Source organism: Dongia sp. agr-C8 (assembly GCF_054658695.1).
The window spans coordinates 570784-594278 of sequence record NZ_BAAGHZ010000002.1 but is presented as its reverse complement, the minus strand read 5'-3'; the positions used below and the strand labels follow the sequence as shown (position 1 = coordinate 594278).

Genomic DNA, 23495 nt, shown 5'->3' with positions numbered 1-23495 from the left:
TCAGGCCCCCAGATAGGTTTCGAGGATTTTCGGCCGCGCCATCAGCTCTGCGCCGGCGCCGGTCCAGGCAAACGTGCCGTTGTCGAGCAGGGCGACCTGCGCCGCCTTGTCGGCGACGCGCGCGGCGTTCTCCTCGACCAGCAGGATGGTGCGGCCGGTCTCGGTCAGTCGCCAGACCACGTCGTAGATCTGATCGATGACGATCGGCGCCAGGCCCAGCGACGGCTCGTCGAGCATCAACAGCCTGCCGCCGGCCATCAGCCCGCGGCCGATGCCGACCATGCGCCGCTCGCCGCCGGAGAGGGTGCTGGCGACCTGGCCGCGGCGCTCCTTCAGCTTCGGAAGGAGGGCGAAGACTTCGTCGAGCCGCCGCCTCATCTGCTTCGCGGCCTCGGGCAGGTAGGCACCCATCTGCAGGTTGTCGAGCACGGTCATCTCGGGAAACAGCAAGTCGCCTTGCGGCACGTGGACGATGCCCGCGGCCACGATCTCGTCCGGCCGTTTGCGCGAGATATTCTGCCCGGCGAACTGCATGCTGCCTTCGCGCAGCGGCACCAGGCCGGAGATCGTGCGCAGCAGGGTGGTCTTGCCATGGCCGTTGGGACCGATGATCGCGGTGAGGCTGCCTTCGGCGACCTCGAGCGAGATCCCGCGCAGAACCTGGTTGGCGCGGTAGCCGCAACTGATGCCGGAGAGCGAGAGCAGGGCGGTCATGCGCCGCTCTCCATCAGCGCGCTCAAGCGCTGGCTGGCGCCTTCGCCGAGATAGACGTCGATCACGGTGCGGTCCTGGACCAGGCCTTGCGGCGGGCCTTCGTAGATCTTCTCGCCGTGATGCATGATCATCACCCGCTCGGAGAGTTGCACCAGGAAGCGCATCACATGCTCGATCAGGATGATGGTGACGCCCGATGCCGCGATGCGCCGCACCGTCGCCATCATATGCTCGATCTCCTGCGGGTTGAGTCCGCCGACCGGCTCGTCCATCAGCAGCAGCTTGGGCCGCGTCGCCAAGGCGCCGGCCAGCATCAAGAGCTTCCGGTCCAGCACCGGCAACTGTCCGGCCAGCATCTGCTGGTCGCCGCGCCAGCCGACGGAATCGAGCGCGGCATCGACATGGCTCTCGGTCTCGCGGCCCATGCGCAGCCCCGGAACGATCCGGTTGTCGCGGCCGAAATAGGCGGCGACCCGGACGTTGTCGCGGACACTCAGCTTGTCGAAGCTGGCATTGAGCTGGAAGGTGCGGGCGATGCCGGCGTGGCAGATCGCCTCCGGGGCGAGCCGGGTGATGTCGCGCCCCTCGAACAAGATCCGGCCTTCGCTCGCGGGATTGAGGCCGGAGATCAGTTCGAAGAGCGTGGTCTTGCCGGCGCCGTTCGGCCCGCCGATGCCGAGAATCTCGCCGGGCCGGAGATCGAAAGAGAGATCATGGACCGCCGCCAGTGCCCCGAAATACTTGCTCAAGTTGACGCAAGAGAGCAGGGCGGCGGCGGTCATGATCCGATGAGAGCCTTTACGCCTTGATCGCCTAGGATTTGATCCACGGCGGGAGCTTGAACGCCGCGGTGTTGTAGGGCGCCGGCGCGATCAGGCCGCCGCCCTTTGTGTGATCCTGAATCTGCAGGAACTGGTGCGGCATGCCAAGCGAGGAATCGTTCACCTGGGTCGGATAGGTATAGGCCGCCTGCTCCTTCTCGATGAAACGCGTGGTGCCGGTGACGCCGCGGTGGATCATCGAGCGCATGCGCGCGGCAACCTTGCGGTTCTGCGCGTCATTGCCCGGCTCGCCGCTGCCGCCGGCCAAGGCCGCCGCGGTCGCCCAGACCATGGCGCCGTCATAGGACTGCGCGCCGGAATTGTGCCCGGCATTCTCGCCGAACTTCGCCTTGTAGCGCTTCTCGAAGGCGCTGCCGATCTCGTCCTGCAGCGCGCCGACCACGGTCGCGTAGAGCACGCCGTTGGAGGCTTCCTTGGCGATCTCGCGGAAGGCGGGGATCGAGGGGCCGTATTGCATATAGATCAGGCTCTGGGTCGGGTTCGGCACGAACTGCACCATGAACTGCGCGAGATCGGCGGGCAGGAAATGCGTGACCGCGATGACCGAGGGCGGATCCTGGCGGATCTTCGCCAGGGTCGGGCCCCATTCCGAGATCGGCACATTCACGGTCTCGAACAGGCTGATCTCCCAGCCGTAGTTCTGCGCCTGCTCCTTGATCGCGTTGGCGATGTTGGCGGCATAGACGCCGGCCGAGAGGATCACCGCCATCTTGTTGTTGGTGCGTTTGTACTGGCCGTTCGCCTCCAGGTCCTTGACGAATTTCAGGAAGCCCGGGCCGTACCAGTATTCCGCCGGATCGCCCTGGAACGAGCCGAAGTAGCGCTCGGGGTCCGATTTGATCAGGTTGTTGTGGCCGATCGTGGTGTCGTAGTGGATGTAGATGATGCCGCTGTCGGCGATCACGTCCTGGATCGCCGCGCCCGAGCCGATGTTGTAGCCGTTGAGGATCGCGTGCACCGAGTGACGGTCGATCAGGCGCTGCACCGCCTGGACGTTGGTCGCATCGCCCATCTGCTTGGTGTCTTCGAAATAGGGCTCCAGCGGCCGGCCGAGGATGCCGCCCAGCGCGTTGATCTCCTCGCAGGCCAGGGTCAGGCCGTTCTTGAACTCGACGCCGTCCGCCGCGGCGAAATCGGTCAGCGGCGCGGCCTGGCCGACCGGGATCGGGTCGCCGTCGGCGCGGGCGCCGTCGTTGAGGCCGGCGAGCACGGCACCGCCGGCGCCGAATGCCGCCGCGCCCTTGATGAAGACGCGGCGGCTGGGGATGACGTTGGGCTTGGCCAGATTGGGCTTCTTGGTCATGTTCATGGCTCCCTGTTAGGTCTCTTATTCAGGCGATCGATTGAACCAGCTTGGCGGCTTCCGAGATCACCGCCTGTTGATGCGGCTGCAGGCCCATGCCGCCCCAGTTCGCCATCAGCGGCGCCCAGGGGTCGTCGACATGGGTCTTGATGCCGGTCATCTCTTCCAGCACGGCGAGGCCGCAATAGGGAACGTAGGTCTGCGAATAGCCGCCCTCATGCGTCATCACCATGCGCCCGCCGCAGAGCGTGTCCGCCGCCTTCATCAGCATCCGCGTCATCGCGCGATAGCCTTCCGAGGTGATCATCATCCGGCCCAGGGGATCGACTCCCGATCCGTCGAAACCCGACGGTACCACGATCAGCTCGGGCTGGTAGCGCTGCAGCGCCGGAATCACGACCTGCTCGAAGGCCGCGAGATAGGCGCCATCGCCGGACCCGGGCGGCAGCGGGATGTTGAGGTTGAAGCCTTTGCCCTCGCCCTCGCCGGTCTCGGCCAAGCCGCCGGAATTCGCCGGGAAGAGATTGTCCTGGTGCAGCGAGATGGTGAGCACGTCGCCGCGGTCGTAGAAGGCGGCCTGGGTGCCGTTGCCGTGATGCACGTCCCAATCGACCGTGGCGACGCGGCCGAGCTTGTGCGTCGCCTTGGCGTGCAGGATGGCGATGACGGCATTGGCGAACAGGCAGAAGCCCATGCCGTATTCGCGGATCGCGTGATGTCCCGGCGGGCGAATCAGGGCATAGGCATTCTTCACCTTGCCTTCGAGCACGGCGTCGAAAGCGGCCATGGCGCCGCCGGCGGAAAGCTGGCCGATCTCGAAGCTGCCGCGGCCGAACGGGGTCAGGCTGCTGGCATCGCCGCCATTCTCGGCCGAGAGCTTCTTGATCTTCGAGATGTAGTCGCGGTCGTGGAAGCGCGCGAGTTCGTCTTCCGTGGCATAGCGCGGCTTGATCGGCGTGAGGTGATCGATCAGCCCGCTGACCTCGACCAGGTTGCGGAAGCGGCGCTTGGTCTCCGGATTCTCGGCATGTTCACCCGGCTGGATCGTGAGTCCGGGCGCGAAGACCTGCGCCCAGTTCCAGGTGTTGTGCCACATATAGAGTTCGTGCCAGACGAATCCCGTCGCCATGCCATCCCCGCCTTTTTCAAGAGCATGACGAAGGGGCCGGCAGCTGTCCCGCCCCCGACGGGTAGCCGGGTGAAAGATTGGCCCACCCGATCAGGTGAAGCGTTTGTCTCGGTGGGACCGAGCGACCCCTCACCCTAGCCCTCTCCCGCAAGGGGAGAGGGGACTCTATTGATTGCGGCACATGACGGTATCAATGACTGACGCGCGGAGCGCGGAGATAATCCCCTTCTCTCCCCCTGCGGGAGAGGGTCGGGGTGAGGGGGCGACGGGTCTCACCGACTATTGCGGCGGCGTGGCGTGGGCGCGGAAGCCGATCTCCTGCAGCCGCAGCACCGCCTGGGTGCGGTTGGCGACGCCCAATTTGCCGAAGATGTTCTTCAGATGCCACTTCACGGTATCGGGCGCCATGCCGAGGGTCTTGGCGAGGTCGCGGTTGCTGTGGCCCGCCGTCAGCAGCCGCGCGACCTCGGCCTCGCGCTGGCTGAAGCGCGGGTTGCGGCGGGAGATCGCGGCGGCGGCGGCGCGTTCGCTCTTGGCGAACACCTGCATCACGTTGTCGATGGTGCGGCCGGTCTGGGTGTCGCCCGACCAGGTCGGCATGCGGCTGCGCGCGAAAGCGAGCACGTCATGCATGCCGCTGCCCTCGTCGATCAACCCGCGGATCGCGTTTTGCGGCGCCGTCAGCGACACGGTATCGACCGCGGCCGCCAGCGCGGAGAGGGCATCGCCGGCCCGGAAGGCAGCGATTGCCGCCAAGGCCCGCACTTGGGCGAGCCGCCGCATCCGGCCGTCGCGGCGCACCCGCGCGGCGACGCGGTCGAGCAGCCGCATGGCGGCATCGGGTCGCTCCTCGGCGATCAGCACACGGGCCAGCGCAATGGCTTCGAGCTCGGTGGCGATGCTGCCGATCTCGGCATCCTCGCCGATGCCGCGCGCCCGCAAGGCCCGGCGCGCCGAGCGGGCATCGCCGCGCGCCAGCAGCAGCCGCACCCGGTCGTTGAGCGCGCTCGCGGTCAGGCGCTGATAGCGTTTCTCCAGGCCCTGGCGCTCGGCGCGTTCCAGCACGGCGATCGCCTCGTCATGCCGGCCGCGCGCGGCAGCGAGCCGCGCGATGTGCAGCTTGCAGGCCATCTCATGTACGACCAAGCCGCATTCCTCGATGATCTGGCGGTGGGTGTGCAGCAGGCGCTCCGCGGCCGCGAGTTCATTCCATTCATAGAGCAGCTCGACCTGGAAGATTGCCACCATGGCCTCGGCATAGGAGCCGGGGCCGAGCGATTCCCGCGCCAAGGTCACCGCATGCTCGAAATGCCGATGCGCCGCGCCGAGCTCGCCGGTCGATTTCTCGATCAACCCGAAGATCAGATCGCAATAGACCAGGCCGAACACCGATTGCGCCTGGGCATGGGCATCGCGCGCCTTGGTGCTGGCGGTGCGCGCCCCTTCCATGTCGCCCAGGGAGTAACAGCAGAAGGCATGGATGTTGCTGAGCGTGCCCTTGAAGAAGGGTTTGTCCTCCGGCAAGGACTTCATCCAGCTCCCGGCCAGCCGCGCCGCGGTGCGCGAGCGATCGGCGGCACTGATCACGCCGACGGTCAGCGTGCAAAGCTCGGCCCTGAGCGCATCGCGCTCCTTGGCGCTGATGCTGCCCGCGGCCGCGAGCGCCGCGATCGACTGTTTCGCCGCCTTGAGCGTGCGCGCGCCTTCCTGCGGCCGGCTCATGTGGAACTGGATCCAGACCTGGGCCAGTTGCAGCTTCGGCCGGCGCGCGATGAGATCGGCGGGCAGCAGGTTCAGCCACTGCCGGACCAGGGTGAGATGACTCTGCATGATCAGCGGCATCGCGCAGTCTTCGACCAGTGCCGCCGCGCGATCCGCGTCGCCGGCCGCCAGCGCATGCGCGACGGCTTCCGAGGTCTGGCCCTGCTCCGAGAGCCAGGCCGCGGCGCGGCGATGCAATTCCACCAGCCGTTCCGGTGCGCGCTGGCGCAGCATCGATTGCAGGAACTCGGCGAAGAGATGGTGATAGCGGAACCAGGTCCGCTCGCGGTCGAGCGGGATCAGGAACAGGTTCGCCGCCTCGATCGCATGCAGCATCGCCGCGCCGTCGCTGCGTTCGAGCACGGCATCGGCGAGCGGCGCCGAGACCCGGGAGAGGATCGAGGTCTCCAGCAAAAAGTCGAGCATCGCCGGCGACTGCCGCGCCAGCACGTCATGCGCCAGGAACTCGGCGACGTCGCGGTGGCTGCCGGAGAAATGCCGGATGAACTCGGCCCGCTCCTGGCGCTGCTCCAGCGACAGCGAGGCGAGCTGCAATCCCGCCGCCCAGCCCTCGGTGCGGTGCTGCAGGGTCACGACATCCGCCATCGGCAGGTCGAGGACCTGGGTCTGGTTCAGGAAACTCTCGGTCTCCTCCAGCGAGAAGCGGAGATGTGTGTCGTCGAGTTTGATCAGCTGGCCCTTGACCCGGATGTTGGCGAGCTGGAACGGCACCGGCCCGCGCGTCGCCACCACCAGGTGCAAACAGGCTGGCGCATAGGCGAGCAGCGATTCCAGGAAGCGGCCGATCTCCGGCGCGGAGAGGAAATGGCAGTCGTCCAGGATCAGGAACAGCGGCTGGGTGCGCGGCGTAAGATCGTTGACGATGGTGGTCAGCACGGAATCCACCGGCAGGATCGGGCTGGATTCCAGCAAGGCCGGCACCCCGCGCGCGAGATCCGGATCGGCGCGGCGCAAGGCCGCCACCAGATAGGTGAGGAAGCGGCCGATCTCGTCGTCGCCCTGGTCGAGCGCTAGCCAGCCGAAGGGTGTGCCCCGCTCGCGCAGGGTGCCGAGCCATTGGCCGAGCACGGTGCTCTTGCCGAAGCCGGCCGGGGCGGAAACCACCAGCAGCCGGGTCGAGAGCGCGCCGTCGAGCGCCTTCAACAGGCGTTCCCGATCGACCAGGCCGGTGCGCAAAACCGGCGGGCGCAGTTTCGTTTCTATGAGCACGTGACCACCCCTTGCACCCTTCTTAGCAGAAGCGGAGGAGGCACGGCCAGCAACCGCCGCGATAGCTCTGGCGGCCGCAATCGAACCTTCCGGCGCGCTGCCGCGACCAAGCCCGCGACACGCAGGTTTTGCGACTTTGGCATGCTTGCCGATGCGCCATGATTCTGACACCTTTAGCGTGTAAACGATCATTTCGGCCGGTTCGCGTGGGACCGTCCGAGCGCGGGAAGGCGTCAGCTCAGATGGCGTGGCGGGGTGGGGTTTGTGCGTTGGTGGCGCTCATCGCGCTGGCGACGCCATGGCGCGGACCGGCTCTGGCCGCCACGCCGAGTTTCGATTGCGCCGCCGCGGCGGCGCCGGTTGAGATCCTGATCTGCGGCAATGACGAACTCGCCGAGGCCGATGCCGGTCTCGCGGCGCTCTATCGTCGCCTGCAGGATCTGCTCGACGAAAAGGCGAAAGCCGATCTCTTGGCCGGGCAGCGGCAATGGCTGAAGACGCGCCTCGCGACCTGCAAGATTCCCGCGACCGGCAAGACGCCGCCGGCCGAGGCAGACAAGGCGGCGGCTTGCCTGATCGGCCAATATAAGGAGCGCACGTCGGCCCTGGCGAAACTGGAAGACGCGGCCAGTCCGACCGTGGTCCCGGTGGCAAACGCGCTGCCGACGCAGCTTGGCCTGGACCGCAAGACCCTGCCGGCGACCGGCGAGCAGCAGTCGATCCTGTCCGTCGCGCAATTCGGCCGTTACGCGATCACGGTGAAGAGCGCCCAGGGCGTCGCCCTGCAGCTGGTCGACCGCAAGGCGGGGCCGGGCGAGATCCGAGGCGTCGCCGGCGCCAGCGACGGGCGGATCGACGCCTTCCTCGACCGCGGCCTCTACAAGATTCTGCTGCACGCCAGCGAGGAAGGCTCCGGTGAGGCCGCCCTCACCCTGCATCCCTATGCTGAGCTCAACGGGTCGGATCTGCCGCGTCTCCCCGAGGTCAAGCGGATCGACACCGATCTCGCCGATTTCCAGCAGCGCTCCTACTGGCTGGAGATCAAGCAGCGCCGCCTCGTCGCGATCGAAGCGGCCGGGCGCAGCCTCACCGATATGCGGCTCTGGCGCGACGGTAACTGGCTGGTCGATGCGACGCCGAGCACGGACCAGATCGAGCCGGTATCCGGCAAGCCGCTCGCCGTCCGTCGCATCGTGACCACCCTGGAGCCTGGGCTTTATCTGCTCGCCGCCTATGGCGGGCCGGAATTGCCCTGGGCCAAGACCTCGCCGGCGCAGCCGCTGCATCTCCGCATGGGCATTCCGACCCTGGACGAAGCGGGGCGGCAGGCCTTCACCGCGAGTCCCTTCGGCATCGACCGCTTCCTGGTGCCGGCCGGCGCCAGCTATTTCCGCATGGAGTTGCCAGAGGCGGAGCCGGCGACGATCTCCGTGCAGGCCTACGACGAGCAGGCTCCCTTCGCGGCGGAAGCCGGCGTGGAGATCACCAAGAAGAGCGTGCCGCCAATCGCCGAGGTCTTCGGGTCGAGCGAGAGCCAGGGCTTCAAGCTGGTGACGATCCGGCGCGAGGCCGGCAAGCCTTATGTGCTGCAGCAGTTCAAGGCGGTCGACCGCTACTCCTTCAACGGCGACGGCGACTACTGGATCGCCACGCTGCATTCCGGCTACGGCGAGGACAATGTCGATGCGACGGCTCTCCTCACCTCATACAAGTCGGATGTCCCGGAGAGGATCATCGCCGACAACGTGCCGAAGCTGAACCGGCTGCAGCCCTTCAACCTGGGGCGCTTCAATTTCATCGAGCCGTTCACGCTCTATGTCCAGGTGACCAGCCCCGAGACCTACATCATCACCGAAAGCGGCACCGCGAAGGGCGACTATCGCTTCGAGCCGATGATCCGGCAACTGCCGGAGGACTACAAAGTTCCGGAATTCCAGCCGGCCGGCACGCCCTGGAAGCTCGATCGCGGCTATTACGTCCTGGTCGGCATGCCGAAGAATGATGCCAAGGGCATCGCCGAGCTGCGCATCTCCGCCCAGGGCGTCGCCGGCAGCGGCGGCAAGCACCCGAAGGAGACCGCCGTGCTGTTCCCGGAGCAGCGGCTCGAAAGCGGCACCAACTACTCGCTCTATCTCAACAACCAGGCCGGCGTTCAAACCGGCGTGGTGCTGCGCAAGCTGCCGATCGATCTCGCGCATGGACTGCCGCTGACGCTGAAAGCCGGGAAGGAAGTCGAGATTCCGGTGACTGTGCCTTCCGGTGGCGTGTTGCGCGCGGTCGCGGAAGACGCGAAGCCGCTCACGTTCAGCATCGACGGCGACGACGAAGTGACGGAATGGCGCGGTGACGGCGCCAAGCACGAACTGACCATCGAGAATCCGAACGACAAGGCGATGATGGCCTCGCTGCAGTTCACGCCGGAATCCCTCGCGCCGGACACGCCGTTGCCGAAGCTGGCGCCGGAGATCCTGGCGGCGGTCCCGGAATTCCCGCTGCTGGAGCCGCGCCAGACGACCTATTTCGACATCGCCAAGGGCGAGCAGCGCACCTTCGCGCTCGATATCGCCGAAGCGGGCCTGTACCGCGTGGAATCGAGCGGCCTGCTGCAGACGGAAGGCAACATGCGCACCCGCACGGTGCTCTCACTCGACCGCCAGGCCAGCAACGGCACCGGGCGCAACTTCCTGCTGCAGCAATATCTCGGCCAGGGCAGCTACCAGGTCTCGGTCGCGGCGCAGGGCGAAACGCACGGCCGCATGGGCGTCACGGCGGCGCCGACCGTGATGAAGGACGGCGGCGCGCTGTCACTGGACGTGCCCGCCCGCGACACCATCCTGGCCGGTGACGGCCTGGTCTATACCTTCAAGATCGAGGAAGCGGGACAGTACAAGCTGCAGTCGCTCGGCCTTGGGCGTACCTTCACCATGCGGCTCGAGGATCAGGACGGCTGGCCGATCATCACCCCCAACGCGCCGGCCGACCTCACCATGGACTTCAAGCCCGGCGAGTACCGCGTGGTGATCCTGCCGCAGCCGGTCGAAGCGAAGATCGTAACCTTGCTGCTGCGGATCGAAGAGCCGCAAACCATCGAAGGCCACGGGCCGCACGATCTCGTGCTGAACCGTCCTCAGGACTTCCAATGGCGCGAGCCGGAAGAGGAGGGCGCCGAACGCGTGCCCGACCAGTGGCGCTTCAAGCTGCCGGCGGCCGCGCATGTCGAGATCACGCTCAACCAGGGCATGCGCGCCGATGTCGTCGGCTCGGACGGGACGGTGCATAACGAGGTGATCGGCGGCGACAACTGGAAGGGCGAGCTGCCGGCCGACACCTACACCTTGCGCACGACTTCCTACGAGCCGAACAACCGCTTCGACTACCGGGTCGAGGTCCATGTGACCGAGCTGGTCGCCGGCCAGGACCGGATCACCAATCTGCCGGCGGACTATCCGATTTCGATCGGCAGCGATTCGGTGGTGGAGATCGGTTCCTTCGGCAGCGTGGACGTCCGGGCCTGGCTCTACGATGCCGACAACAAGCTGGTCGCCACCAACGACGACCGCCCGAACGACTGGAACTTCGCCATCGCCGGCCGCCTGCAGCCCGGCTATTACCGCCTGCATCTGGAAGCGGTGGGCTCGGCGACGGCGGAGCAGAAGGAGACATCGCCCGCTGTCGACCCGTTCACTTGGGTGGCAGCGATACGCCTGCTTTACCCCGACGAGTCCGACGAGGTTCCGCCGGACGGCATGTACCGGCTCGACACGCTCGCGCAGGAGATGCTGGCGAACGAGGAAAAGAGCATCCGGGTCGAGGGCTATGCAGCCGCCACCGAGGAGGGTGAGGGCTTGGCGCGACGCAAGTCGCTCGCCCGGGCCCTGGCGGTCCGCAGCTACTTGATGCGGGCCGGCGTCCATTCCACCCAGATTGCGGTGATCGCCCTCGGCCCCAAAGCCGGTGACGGGCCGGCCGACCGCGTCGATATCGCTGCGGAGGGGGCACAGCCCTCCATCACCGACACGATCGAGGACGGCGAGAACGACCAGATGACCTCGGGCGATGCCGAGTATTCCGAGGAGGATGCGTCTTCCGAAGACGGCGCGTCCTCGGAAGAAGGCGAGTATGCGGAGGAAGGCGAAGGAGAGGTCGAACCTGAACCCGAAGCCGGCCCCGGCCAGACCAGGATCTCGATCTATCAGCCCGAGGCCGAGACCGCGCCGGCGCTCGTCATCGGCCAGGACATGGAGCTCTCCGGGCCGAAGGTGCACCTGGTTCCTTTGACCGGCGATGCGTCCTTGAAGATCAAGCCCTACGACATGCTGGTCGTTGCCGCCGATGCGGGAGGGCCGGCGGTTGGCCTTGCGCTGGAGCAGCTGGAAGACGGCGTCTGGCATACGCTCTCCGAAAGCGTCGCGCGTTCGCCTTGGATCGCCCTGCCGCTGGGCTCGCCCAAGGGCGGCTATCGCCTACGCGCCTGGTCGGCCGATCGCAGCACCGATCCGATCCGCCTGCAGGCTCGCATCGCGACGCCGCCTGAGGAGACCGTCCAACATCTGACCGGCAAGGGCGTCGCGCTGCGGCAGGTTGAAGGGATCGAGCCGGCGCTTGGCGTCGTCCGGGTCGAGGAACTCGAGCCCGGCACCTATCGCCTCGCCGGCCCCGGCGTAGATATCGCGTCCTCGCGTGATCCGGGAGACGCTGTCAAAGCCGATCCCAATGGCATCATTTTCAGCGGCAGGAGGCTTTGGTTTGCTGCGCGCCTCGACGATGCGACATCGATCATTGCCCGACCACTGCGCTTGAGCGAGACGGCCCAGACCATCGTCGTGCCGCCCGCGGGTGGCGACATCCCCGATATTCAAGATCCCACGGTAACAGCCGAAGTACCCCATCTCTGGCTCGCCGAGTCCCGCCTCGGCCAGCCCATGATCGCGAGTTTGGATCTGGTGGGTGATTTCGCGCGCGATTCCGCGGTCGCCATTGCGCTTCAACAGGACCGCGCGCAATCCGGCCTGTATGTCGGTAATGCGGGCGATCGGACCGCCGAGCTGCCGGTCAGCATCCGGCGCTTCGATTTCAAGAAGCCGGTGCGCGAGCAGCTCGCCTGGGGGATCGCGGATCGAAGCGTGAAGCGGCGCCAGCCGGTGATGTACGCCTTGCCGGCGGGGCTGAAGCGACTCTCGTTCGCGCTGCCGCCGCAGACCGCGGTGGTCCTCGACAGAGGAACGAAGCCTCGCGCGCTCTGGTCCGGCGACGCGGCGCGCGCGGTGACTCTGGACAGCAGCACCGCGGAGATCACGATCCTCTCCGTCCTAGATGGGGATGCGCAGGTCGGCATCTCTATCACCCCGATCGGGCCCGACGATGCGATGACGGAGCCGGGCGGCGGCCGCATCTTCAAGCAGTATTTTCCGGCGGAAGGCGTGGTGCGCCTGGAAGTCCACCTCTCGGAGGGCGAGAAGAAGTCGGGCGCCAAACTGCGGCTGATGGTGGATGGCGCGGTGCGCGAGGCCGCGTTGCTGAACGAGGGCCGGGTCTTGCGCGGGAAGGAGCTCGAGGTGCTGCCGACCAATGTCGTCGAGTTCTCGGATGCCATTGTCGATATCGCCCACGGGCCCGGCCTGGTGGTCGCCTGGATCGAAGGCGGCGATCCGCTGACCTCGCTCGGCACCGCCGCCCAGGGGATCCAGGTCAAGAACACCTCGACCGTGCCGCTGGCCGGCGCGGCCCAGCAGCTCGTCTTCACGATGGCCGAGCCGAAGTTCCTGCGCCTGAAGACCACCACGCCGGTGATTGCGGAGCTCGAACCGGCGCAGCGCCTGCGCGTCTTTCCCGACGGCGCGGACTTGAACCTGCTGCTGCCGGAAGGCACCACGCCGGTGGTGCTGCGCGCGGCGGGTGAGGGGCCGCTCTCCGGTCTGGCCGAGGCGTCGCTCATGGACATCGCGCCGATCGGCGAGGGCTTGGGGCCGAAGGTGCGCCTCGCACCGGGTGAGTCCCGGCTCTATTCCTTCACGGTCAAGGACGAACGCGACATCGGCGTCGGTGTGCGCGGCGCGGTCGATGTCGCGCGCTGCCGCGTGCTCGACGCCGAGGGTAAGGTCATCGGCAACGGCGTGGTGCAGATGCTGCACTTGAAAGCCGGCACCTATCTGCTGGCGGTCGATGCGCCGGCCGAGGGCAATGCGATCGAAGTGCAGCCGGCCCTGGTCGGCGTCACGGCGCCGGACGGGAGCCCGCCCGATGAAGTGAAGCGCGTCTATCTCGAGCTTGCCGGTCTCAAACCCAAGGAACAGGAGTAGTCGTCGTGGCGCGTGCGTGGTTGAACCCCGTGCGAGGAATGGCCCTGGCCGTTCTGCTCGCCGCCCTGCCGGCCTTCCTGTCCCCGATCGCGCAAGCCGACGAGAAGATCCCGGCCGGTCCGCAGGATGTCGTGCGTCCCGAGGGTGCCATCGTGGTGCCGGAGAAGTTCCTGCGGCGCTGGGATCCTGTCACCGTCTTCTTCGATCAGGATACCGGTCCGGCCGCCGGTGGGCCGGAGGATCATCCGGAGAAGTATTTCTCGCTGGCGCCGCTGCAGCCGGGTGCCGCGACCTGGATCAACGCCCGCACCTTGCAGTTCAAGCCGGCCGAGCCCTGGCCGCCGCTGACCCGCTTCACGCTGAAGATCGGCACGCGCAGCGTCGATCTCGCGACCCTGATGTCGGCGCCGACCGCGAGCACGCCTTCCGACGGCGCCACCGGCCTCGAGCCGGTGAAGTCGATCGCGCTGACTTTGCCCGAGCCGCTCGACGTCGAGGCCTTGTCCCGGCTGATCACCATCGAGCTCAGGCCGCTGCCCGGCGTCGATGCCGAGGCATCGCGCACCCTGACCAATGCCGATTTCGAGGTGAAGACCGTCGAGCGCGCCGACCGCAACGCGCCGGCGCAATACATTGTCAACCTGCATGACCCGATCCCGGGCGGCACCCGCGCGCTGGTGCATCTGAAGCTGTCGCTGGAGAGCGGCCTCGACGGCGGCTTCCAGGATATCGCCTTCTCGACCGCGGAGCCGTTCCGGGTGACCCAGCTCGGCTGCCCCAAGCAGAGCTTCCCGATTCCGCCGTCGGGCGCCCGCTACAACCGCGAGGACGCGATCAAATGCCCGGCCGGCGATCGCAGCATCACCGTCGCCTTTTCCGCCGACCTTGCGCCGGTCGGCCCGATCGACGCGCGCAACTTTATCCGCATCTCGCCGCAGGTCGAGGGCGTTTCCTACGCCGTGGTCAACAACCTGCTTTCGGTCTCCGGCAAGTTCACCGCCGGCACGCTCTACCAGCTGCGCCTCGAGCCGGCCGCGCTCAGCGACAAGCAGGGCCGGCCGCTGCAGATGCCGGCGGCGAGCGAAGCCTATCTCTCCTTCGCCGAGCGCAAGAGCTTCCTCGACTGGCTGAGCAGCAACGGCATCGTCGAGCGCTACGGCCCGCAGATGCTGCCGCTGAAAGGCCGCGGCTTCGAGCAGGTCGACATCCGCATCCACAAGATCGATCCCCTGAACCGCACCTTCTGGCCCTTCCCGAACGAGCCGGTGACGGTGGATGAATCCGCCATCCCGCCGGCGCCGGGTGAGGAGCCGCAGCCCTACACCCAAGCCGAGCGCTTCATTTCCGCCAGCGAGCTCTCGGCGCAGATCAAGGCGCTGGGGTCGCCGAGCATCTCCGACCTCATTGACCTGCCACTCCGCAAGGGCGGCGCCGCGGCCAAGTTCGGCATCGACTTGAAGCCTTATTTCGCGCGGGTCGGCGGCGCCGATCAGCCCGGCAGCTACCTGGTCGGCATCCGGCGCATCGACCAGTCCAGCGAACGCGCCTGGGTCCGGGTGCAGCTGACCGACCTCAGCCTGTCGGCGGTCGATGAGCGCGACCGCGTGCGCTTCGTCGTCACCTCGCTCGCGACCGGCAAGCCGGTCGAGGGCGCCAAGGTCCGGATCGAAGGCCAGCGCGGCGAAAGCTGGGTCACCGCCTTCAGCGGCAAGACCGACGGCCTCGGCCAGCTCGTCTGGCAGGCGCCGGGCCAGAGCACCAATTCCGTGAACATCCGCCGCTTCGTCGTGACCAAGGACGGCGACACCCTGGTGCTCGACCCGACCCGCGGGCCGGACGCCTATGCCGATCAGAACTGGATGGCCAGCGACACCACCTGGCTGCAATGGACCCAGACCTTTCTCGACAACCGCTCCACGCCGGAAGCCGACCTGGTCCACATCTTCACCGAGCGGCCGATCTACCGGCCGGAAGAGCCGGTGCATATCAAGGGCTATCTGCGCCATTATGCCGACGGCGCGCTCGCTTTCGAGAAGCCGAAGGCGACGCTGGTCATCACCGCGCCGGACAACGCCGAATGGCGCCGGCCGGTCACCATCAACGATTCCGGCAGCTTCTACGACTTCTTCCAGGAGAAGACGGTCGCAACCGGCATCTACACCGTGCGGCTGGAGATCGAGGCCAAGGACGGCCCGAAGCTGCTCGGCATGGTCGGCTTCAAGAAAGAGGCCTATCGCCTGCCGACCTTCGAGGTGCATTTGAACGGCGCGACCAAGACACCGTCCGACGCGCCCTTCACCGTGAAGCTCGCGGCGACCTATTATGCCGGCGGCGTGGTCGCGGACCGGCCGGTGCATTGGCGCGTCACCCAGTTTCCCTATGACTGGACCGTCGCCAAGCGCGAGGGCTTCTACTATTCGACCGATTCCCGCTTCTCCGGCATCGGCGAGTTCGCCTCGACGCCGGTGCTGGAGCGGGACGGCACCACCGACGGCGAGGGTGCCGCGAGCCTCGAGCTCAACCCGGCGCTGGAGCCGACCGCGCAGCCGCGCAGCTATGTGATCGAGGCGACGGTCACCGGCGACGACGACCAGACCGTCACCAGCACCCAGGAGATCGCCGCACTGCCGCCCTTCGCCATCGGCGTGAAGGTGCCGCGCTATCTCAAGGTGGCCGGCACGGTGCCGATCGAGGTGCTGCTGCAGGGGCTGGATGACCGCCTGGTCTCCGGCAAGACCGTCAACGTGAAGCTGATGAAGCGGCGCTGGATCTCACAGCTCCAGGCCAGCGACTTCTCCGAAGGTGCGGCGAAATACGTGACCGAGACCGTGGACGAGACGGTCTCGGAACAGCCGCTGGTCAGCGGCTTCGAGCCCAGCAAGCTCGACCTGAAGCTCAGCGGCGCGGGAGTCTATATCCTCAAGGTCGAAGGCCGCGATGCGCTGGGCCGGGTGCAGAGCGTTGCGGTCGACTTCTTCGCCGACGGCGGCGAGCCTGTCACCTGGTCGCGCCCGCCGGCCCAGGTCTTCAAGGTCACGACCGAGAAGCCGGAATACAAGGGCGGCGATACCGCGGTCTTCATCCTGGAGAGCCCGTTCCAGAACGCCGAGGCCCTGGCGATCGTCGAGCAGCCGGATGCCCGCATGCGCTACGAATGGGTGCCTGTGCGCAACGGTGTCGGCCGCTACGAGTATAAGATTGACGCCACCGACATGCCGCGGCTGCCGGTGCACTTCCTGCTGATGCGCGGCCGCCTGCCGGGCGAGCTGCCGAAGCCGGATGAGCTCGATCTCGGCCGGCCGCAGACGCTCGCCGCGACCAACTGGGTGGTGGTCAAGCCGGTCAAGAACATCGTCAATGTGAAGCTCGAATACCCGGAGAAGGCTTTGCCCGGCCAGGAGATCACCATGAAGATCTCCCTCTCCGACGACACCGGCGCGCCGCTCGCCGGCGAGGTCACGCTCTGGCTGGTGGACCAGGCGATCCTCGCCCTGGCCGAGGAGCAGCGCCTCGACCCGCTGCCGGAATTCATCGTCGATCGCGGCAGCTACATGAAGCTGCGCGATACCCGGAATCTCATCATCGGCTCGCTGCCGCTGGAGGAGGAGCCGGGCGGCGACGAGGCCGAGGCGCAGCGCAAGTCGCTGTTCGACAACGTGACGGTGCGCAAGAACTTCACCCCGGTGCCGTATTTCAATCCGGCGATCATGGTCCGCGCCGATGGCAAAGCGGAGGTGAAGATCAAGCTCGCGGACTCGCTTTCCATCTTCAAGGTCCGCGCCAAGGCGGTGAACGGCACCAGCCGTTTCGGCTATGCCACCGGCAGCATCCGCGTGCGTCTCCCGGTCATGGTGCAGCCGAACTTCCCGCGCTTCGTCCGGCCCGGCGACCAGTTCAGCCTCGCCGGCCTCGGCCGCCTGATCGAAGGCGAGGGCGGTCCTGGCCGGGTCGAGCTTCGCGCCGACGGTCTCGACATCGAAGGCGAGGCCAAGCGCGGCTTCGACTGGACCGAGAAGCCGGTGCATCTCGACTTCCCGGTCACCGTGCCGACACCCGGCTACACCAGCGACGGCCAGCTCGCGCGCACCTCCGTCAATGTCACGATGGGCGTCGAGCGCAGCCGCGACCAGTCGCGCGACGCGGTCTCGATCGACCTGCCGATCCAGCCCGACCGCCGCCCGGTCGATCTGCGCGTCCTCGCGGATATCGTCGCCGGCACGCCCTTCACGGTGCCCGCGATTTCGGAGGAGATCCGCAGCGGTACGCTCAGTCGCAGCGTGCTGCTCTCGAGCCAGCCCGGCCTGCTGCGCATGGCCGCCGGCTTGGACTATCTGCAGGAGTATCCCTACGGCTGCACCGAACAGCGCATCAGCCTCGCCCGCGCCGAGCTCGCCTTGCACAAGTTCCGCGACACTCTGATGCTCGGCGGCAAGCTCGACCGGCTCGACCAGGATGTGAAAGACACCCTCGCCTCTGTCGAGAAAGCGACTTCGGAAGCCGGCATGGTCTCGTTCTGGCCGGGCTCGAAGCCCTATGTCTTCCTGACCGCCTGGTCGGTGCAGTTCCTGGTCGAGGCGCGCGACGCCGGTTTCGCCATCAACGACGCACTGCTGGAGAAGCAGCTGACCTTGCTGCGGCAGTCCTTGCGCTCCGACAACGGCAACCTGATCTCAGGCCTGGAATATTCCGAGCGGGTCTGGGCGCTGACCGCGCTGGCGCAGGCCGGCAAGGCGGACGATGCCTATGCCGCCGAGCTGGCGCGCAAGACCGAATGGATGAACCTGGAAGCGCTCGCCCAGGTGACCGAGGCGCTGGGCCGTTCGCCCTCGACCGATCCCAAGACCCTGTCGGAACTGACGGCCAAGACCTGGGCCGGCATCGTGCTGCGGCTCTACCAGGGCAAGGAGATCTATGGCGGGCTGCAGAGCAATGCCGTCGCCGGCGATCGCCTGATCATCCCATCGGAGACCCGCACGGTCGCGCAAGTCCTGCAAGCGGTGGCGACCGGCGGCGACGAGCCGAAGAAGCAGCTGCTGGTGAACGCCCTGGTGACGCTCGGCCGCGGCGATGGCTGGGGCACCACCAACGCCAATGCCGAGGCGCTGCTGGCACTGGCCAAGTTCATCGACAGCCAGCCCACCACGGCGCCGGTCCAGTCGGTCGATGTCGCGGTCGGCGATGCGGCGAGCAAGGTCGAGGTCGGCGGCGCGAACGTGATGCTGCGGCTGCCCGATCCGGGCGTCGCCAAGCTCAGCTTCACCGCGCCGGGCCCACAGCCGCTCGGCGTCATGGTCGAGGCGAAATACGTGCCGCTGGCCGATGGCAGCCAGCAAGCGCCGCACGCGGAAGGGTTCGTGGTCAGCCGCGAAGTGCACCAGGTTCAGCCCGGCGATGTCCCGGCGGTCAAGACCGCGCTCGACGCCGCCGGCAAGACCATCACTTTCAAGGTCGGCGAGATCGACGAGGACCGCGTCGAGCTGGTGAACGCGATGGACCGCAACCATGTCGCCGTCGTGATCCCGCTCGCCGCCGGCATGGAGCCGATGAACCCGGCGCTGGCGACCGCGCCGCCCGAGGCGAAGCCGACCGGCGAGACCACGCTGGCGCCGTCCTACGTCGCCTTCCTCGACGACCGCGTGGCCTATTTCTACGACACCTTGCCGAAGGGCACCTATCGCTTCGCCTTCCGCACCCGGGCGCTGATCCCCGGCAGCTTCATCCAGCCGGCGGCCACCGCCGAGATGATGTATGACGGCAGCGTCAACGGAAACTCCGCCGGCGCGAAGATCGTGATCGTCCCCGCGGATGGCCAATAGGCCGATGCGCAATAAACGGCGCATCGCTGTTGCGGGCGGCGCGGCGACCCTCGGTCTCTTCGCCTGGGGCTGGTTCAGCGCCGCGCTGGTGGCGCCGAAGCCGACGCCCATCCTGCTCGACCGCAACGGCGGCTTCATGGCGCAGATCGCGGCGCCGAACGATGCCGGCTACGGCTATTGGGAGATCGCCGCGCTGCCGCCGCGCGTGGTCGCTGCGTCCGTGGCGCTGGAAGACCGGCGCTTCTGGTGGCATCCCGGCGTCGATCCGGTCGCGGTCGCCCGTGCCCTCTGGCAGAACGTCACCACCGGCGACCGCGTCTCCGGCGCCTCCACACTCGCGATGCAGGTCGCGCGCATGCAGGACCCGGCGGCGCGCAACTATCTCAACAAGGCGCGCGAAGCCTCGGCGGCTCTCTTCATGACGCTCCGCTACGGCCGCGAGGCGGTGCTGCGGCAGTATTTGAAGCTGGCGCCCTATGGCAACGGCAGCCACGGCATCGCCCATGCCGCGCGCTTCTATTTCGACAAGCCGGTCGCCGATCTTTCCTGGGCCGAGATCGCTTTCCTCGCCGCGATTCCGCAGGCGCCGAGCCGGATGAATCCACTGCTGCTGGACGGCCGGGCCGACGCGATCGCCCGCGGCCATCGCATCCTCGACGCGCTCGCCGCCAACCGGGTGATCACCGAGACCGAGCATGCCTTGGCCACCGCGCAGCTCGACGACCTGCCGCTGCTCGACCGCCATACCCGGCCGGAGAATGCGCTGCACGCCATCCTGAACCTGCAGCGCATGATCGCGCCCGCGGATGTGAAGCCGACCGACCCGCGTCTCACCACCACCATCGCCCGCGACATCCAGCGCGACGTGGAGGCGACCACCCGGCAGTATCTCGAGCGCTGGAAGCCGTCCGGAGCCGAGCAGATCGCCGCGGTCGTGGTCAAGGTCGAGACCGGCGAGGTGCTGTCCTGGGTCGGTTCCGCCGGCTATTTCCGCAACGGCACCGGCGCGATCGATTTCGTGCAGACCCAGCGCTCGCCGGGCAGCGCGCTGAAGCCCTTCATCTATGCGCTGGCACTGGATCGCGGGGCCATAGCGCCCGAGACCAAGCTGCTCGACACCGCTTTCAGCGCCGGCATCATCGCCAATGCCGACCGCGCCTTTCTCGGCGTGATGACGCCGCGCCGCGCGCTGGCCAATTCGCGCAACGTGCCGGCCGCCAATCTCACCAAGGCGATCGGCCTCGACGAGACCTTCCTCTATCTCCGCCTGCTCGGCGTCAACCAGGCGGAGCGGCCGGCGGCCTATTACGGTCTCTCGCTCTCGGTCGGGGCCTTGCCGACGACGCTCGACAAGCTGACCCGCGCCTATCTCGCGCTGGCCGATGACGGCGTGATGCGCGACCTCATCTGGCTGCGCGGCACCAGGCGCGACGCCGGCACCCGCGTGATGTCGGTCGATGCCGCGCGGCTGGTGACGCAGTTCCTGGCCGATCCCTCGGCGCGGCTGCCGAGCTTCCCGCGCATGGGCTCGACCGAGTATCCCTTCCCGGTGGCGGTCAAGACCGGCACCTCGCAGGGCTATCGCGACGCCTGGACCATGGCCTATTCGCGCAAATACCTGGTCGGCGTCTGGATCGGGCGTTCCGATGCCGGCCCGATGCGCGACGTGACCGGGGCGGGGAGTGCGGCCGAGGTGGCGCGCGCCATCCTGCTGAAGCTCCACGGCGACGTGCCCGATGCCGCGGCCTTGGCTTTTCCGACGCCACCGGGCTATCGGCTGGATCGCGAGAAGATTCCGGAATGGACCGGGACGGCGGCGCAACCCGTCGCTGTGGTCGATCCCCAAGCCCTCGCGGAGCTGACGCCGCCGGACCGGGCCGCCGAGGTGGTGAGCGTGGTTAGCCCGCGCAACAACATGCGGGTGATCCGCAACCCGGAACTGCCGGCGGACCTCGCCAGCCTGCCCTTGAAGGCGGCTTTTCCCGCCGGCGTCTCCGAGGTCGTCTGGTATGTGGACGGCAAGCCCTTCCTGGTGGCGCGGGGCGAGACCGCCGCCCGCTGGCCGCTCCAGCCCGGGATCCACACCTTCGAAGCCAAGGTCCCGTATCGCGGCCTGAGCTCAAACCCCGTCACCATCAAGGTCGAGTAGGCCTACACTTCGGTCCCGCTTCGCCCTAAATAAGGGGGAGCAGCGGAGGACCCAACTTGCAGACTTCTCTCGTGATCCTGATCGTCGGCCTCGCCATCCTGGCGGCGCTCGTCTTCGACCTCTGGCTGGACAGCCGGCAGATCCGCTGGATCCGCGGCCATCGGGCGGGCGTGCCGGCAGCCTTCGCCGGGCGGATCACGCTGGACGAGCACCAGAAGGCGGTCGATTACGCGGTCGAAAAGCTGCAGCTGGCGCGGATCGATTCCGTCGCGGGCTCGGCGCTCACCGCCCTGCTGCTGATCGGCGGGTTGTTCGCCTTTTTCGAGCGCACGGTCACCGGCCTGGCCGGCACCGGCTACCTCGCCGGCCTGCTGCTGGCGGGGATACTGCTGCTGACCTATGCGGTGGTGGAGCTGCCGTTCTCGATCTGGCGCACCTTCAGGATCGAGCAGAAATTCGGCTTCAACCGCACCACGCCGGGTCTCTTCATCGCCGACTTGGTGAAGGGTGCCGCGGTCGGCGTCGTGCTCGGCGCGCCTTTCATCCTGGCGATCGACTTCATTTTGCGCCATGTCGGCGCATATTGGTGGCTGGCGGGCTGGGGGCTCTATATCGGCTTCAACCTCGTCATGCTGCTGATCATCCCGACCTTCGTCATGCCGCTGTTCAACAAGCTGGAGCCGATCGACGATGCCTCGCTGCGCGGCAAGATCGAGACCTTGCTCGCCCGCTGCGGCTTCCGCTCCAAGGGCCTGTTCAAGATGGACGCCAGCAAGCGTTCCGGCCACGGCAACGCCTTCTTCACCGGCTTCGGCCCCTCCAAGCGGATCGTGCTGTTCGATACCATCATCGCCAGCCTCTCGGCGGCTGAGCTCGAAGCCGTGCTCGCGCATGAGCTCGGCCATTTCAAGCTGAAGCATATCGCCAAGCGCATGCTGACCATGCTGTTGACCAGCCTGGTCGGCTTCGCGGTGATCGGCTGGCTGATCGCCCAGCCCTGGTTCACTTCGGCCTTCGGCGCCTCGGCGGCGATGCCGCTCAGCGGCCTGATCCTCGCCATGCTGGTGCTGCCGGCCTTCACCGGCTGGCTGCGCGGCTTCTCCAACTGGCGCTCGCGGGTGCACGAGTTCGAGGCCGATGCCTATGCCGCCGGCCAGACCAACGGCGCCGATCTCGCCTCGGCGCTGCTCAAGCTGCACAAGGACAATGCGGCGCCGAGCACCACCGACCCGGTCTACTCGACCTTCAAGCACTCGCACCCGCCGACCGCCGAGCGGATCGCCCGGCTGCAGACCGCCTAGCTAGCCGGCCGCCTTGGCGCGCGCGACGATGTCGGCGACAAAGCCGCTCTTGCCGCCGGTGTAGTGGTCCCAGTCGCGGACCGTTTCCGAGGCCAGCCGACGTTTCAGCCGGCCATACTCCTCCGCGGCTTCGGGACGCGCTCGCAGATAGTCGCGGAACAGCAGCCGGTTTTCATGCGTCGCCGTGCCGGGCGCGCAGAGATAGACCCGTTCGCCATACGATCCGCGGCCGGTGGTGAACACCCACATGCCATCCTTGTGCTTGTCGCCGTGGCCGGCGTAGCCGGCCGACAGCAGACGGCCGGCGCCAATCGCAATCGCCGCACTCTCCCTGAGCACGACATCGACATCGATCTTCGGTTTGGCGCAAAGACCGGGCACTGCGGTGCTGCCGACGTGGCAGATTTCCAGCACGAGGTCGCCGAGCAAGGCCTCGAGCCGGCTGCGGATCGATTCGAAAGTCGTCGGCCAGGCCGGATCGTAGTCGAGGACGACGATGGCGCGTCCCTTCACGGGCGCCTCAGACATCTTCCAGCAGCCCGCGCTGGATCGCTCCCTCCTGGTCCTCGAAGATCGCCATCGCCGTCAGCATCCGCCGGAAGCCGAGCTTGCGATAGAAATCCTCCTTGCCGGGATTGGCATAGAGGATGATCTTGCGATGCCCGGCGGAGAGTTCCGTGAGCTTCAGCACCAGCGCCTTGCCGAGGCCCTCGCCCTGGCGTTCGGGATGTACCACGACGTCGCAGAGATAGGCCGTGTCGAGCCCATCGCCGACGACCCGGCCGGCACCGATGATCCGCCCATCGTCCAGAACGAAGCATTTACGCAGGCTGTTGGCGTAGGTCTGTTTGAGTCGATCGGAGGATTTGTTGCCGAGCGGCGCGATCCGATAGAGTTCCGACAGCTCGGCCCAGTCGATGCCACCATCCTCAAACAGCCACTGCATGGCCG

General features: G+C 67.3%; 11 protein-coding genes. 4 read left to right on the top strand and 7 right to left on the bottom strand.

Annotated elements, in window-relative coordinates:
* The 5 genes from ACYQ4T_RS10285 to ACYQ4T_RS10265 form a co-directional block, all read right to left on the bottom strand.
* Positions 1 to 714 carry an ABC transporter ATP-binding protein gene (locus ACYQ4T_RS10285; RefSeq protein ID WP_459853379.1) on the bottom strand — a complete coding sequence of 238 codons (714 nt, stop codon included), beginning with the start codon at positions 712 to 714 and terminating at the stop codon, positions 1 to 3.
* Positions 711 to 1496, bottom strand: a complete 786-nt coding sequence (locus tag ACYQ4T_RS10280) for an ABC transporter ATP-binding protein (RefSeq protein WP_459853376.1) — start codon at positions 1494 to 1496, stop codon at positions 711 to 713. The genes ACYQ4T_RS10285 and ACYQ4T_RS10280 overlap by 4 nt, the downstream gene beginning before the upstream one ends.
* A 31-nt stretch (positions 1497 to 1527) precedes the next feature.
* Positions 1528 to 2859: an ABC transporter substrate-binding protein gene (locus tag ACYQ4T_RS10275; protein ID WP_459853373.1), complete on the bottom strand. Its 1332-nt coding sequence runs from the start codon at positions 2857 to 2859 to the stop codon at positions 1528 to 1530.
* 28 nt (positions 2860 to 2887) lie between these two features.
* Positions 2888 to 3988: a class II histone deacetylase gene (locus ACYQ4T_RS10270; protein WP_459853371.1), complete on the bottom strand. Its 1101-nt coding sequence runs from the start codon at positions 3986 to 3988 to the stop codon at positions 2888 to 2890.
* Positions 3989 to 4267: 279 nt separating this feature from the next.
* Positions 4268 to 6979, bottom strand: coding sequence for a LuxR C-terminal-related transcriptional regulator (locus ACYQ4T_RS10265; RefSeq protein ID WP_459853369.1), 2712 nt, complete (start codon positions 6977 to 6979; stop codon positions 4268 to 4270).
* Positions 6980 to 7251: 272 nt separating this feature from the next.
* Here ACYQ4T_RS10265 and ACYQ4T_RS10260 point away from each other — a divergent pair, with 272 nt between their 5' ends.
* From ACYQ4T_RS10260 to ACYQ4T_RS10245, 4 genes are read left to right on the top strand one after another with little or no spacing between them, the layout of a single operon-like run.
* Positions 7252 to 13278 (top strand): lysozyme inhibitor LprI family protein, encoded by a 6027-nt coding sequence (locus ACYQ4T_RS10260; protein WP_459855177.1) that lies wholly within the window; start codon positions 7252 to 7254, stop codon positions 13276 to 13278.
* 38 nt (positions 13279 to 13316) lie between these two features.
* The gene (locus ACYQ4T_RS10255) at positions 13317 to 19094 is read left to right on the top strand and encodes an alpha-2-macroglobulin (protein WP_459853367.1); all 5778 of its coding nucleotides are present in this window, start codon (positions 13317 to 13319) and stop codon (positions 19092 to 19094) included.
* Positions 19095 to 19098: 4 nt separating this feature from the next.
* Positions 19099 to 21243 carry a transglycosylase domain-containing protein gene (locus tag ACYQ4T_RS10250; protein ID WP_459853365.1) on the top strand — a complete coding sequence of 715 codons (2145 nt, stop codon included), beginning with the start codon at positions 19099 to 19101 and terminating at the stop codon, positions 21241 to 21243.
* A 56-nt stretch (positions 21244 to 21299) separates the two neighbouring features.
* Positions 21300 to 22544, top strand: a complete 1245-nt coding sequence (locus ACYQ4T_RS10245) for a M48 family metallopeptidase (protein WP_459853363.1) — start codon at positions 21300 to 21302, stop codon at positions 22542 to 22544.
* Here ACYQ4T_RS10245 and ACYQ4T_RS10240 read toward each other — a convergent pair whose 3' ends face one another.
* Positions 22545 to 23072 carry a GrpB family protein gene (locus ACYQ4T_RS10240; protein ID WP_459853360.1) on the bottom strand — a complete coding sequence of 176 codons (528 nt, stop codon included), beginning with the start codon at positions 23070 to 23072 and terminating at the stop codon, positions 22545 to 22547. It lies immediately after the preceding gene.
* Entirely contained in the window at positions 23065 to 23490 is a 426-nt protein-coding gene (locus ACYQ4T_RS10235; protein ID WP_459853358.1) for a GNAT family N-acetyltransferase, read from the bottom strand. Before ACYQ4T_RS10235 ends, ACYQ4T_RS10240 begins: the two co-directional genes overlap by 8 nt.
* Positions 23491 to 23495: the final 5 nt, after the last annotated feature.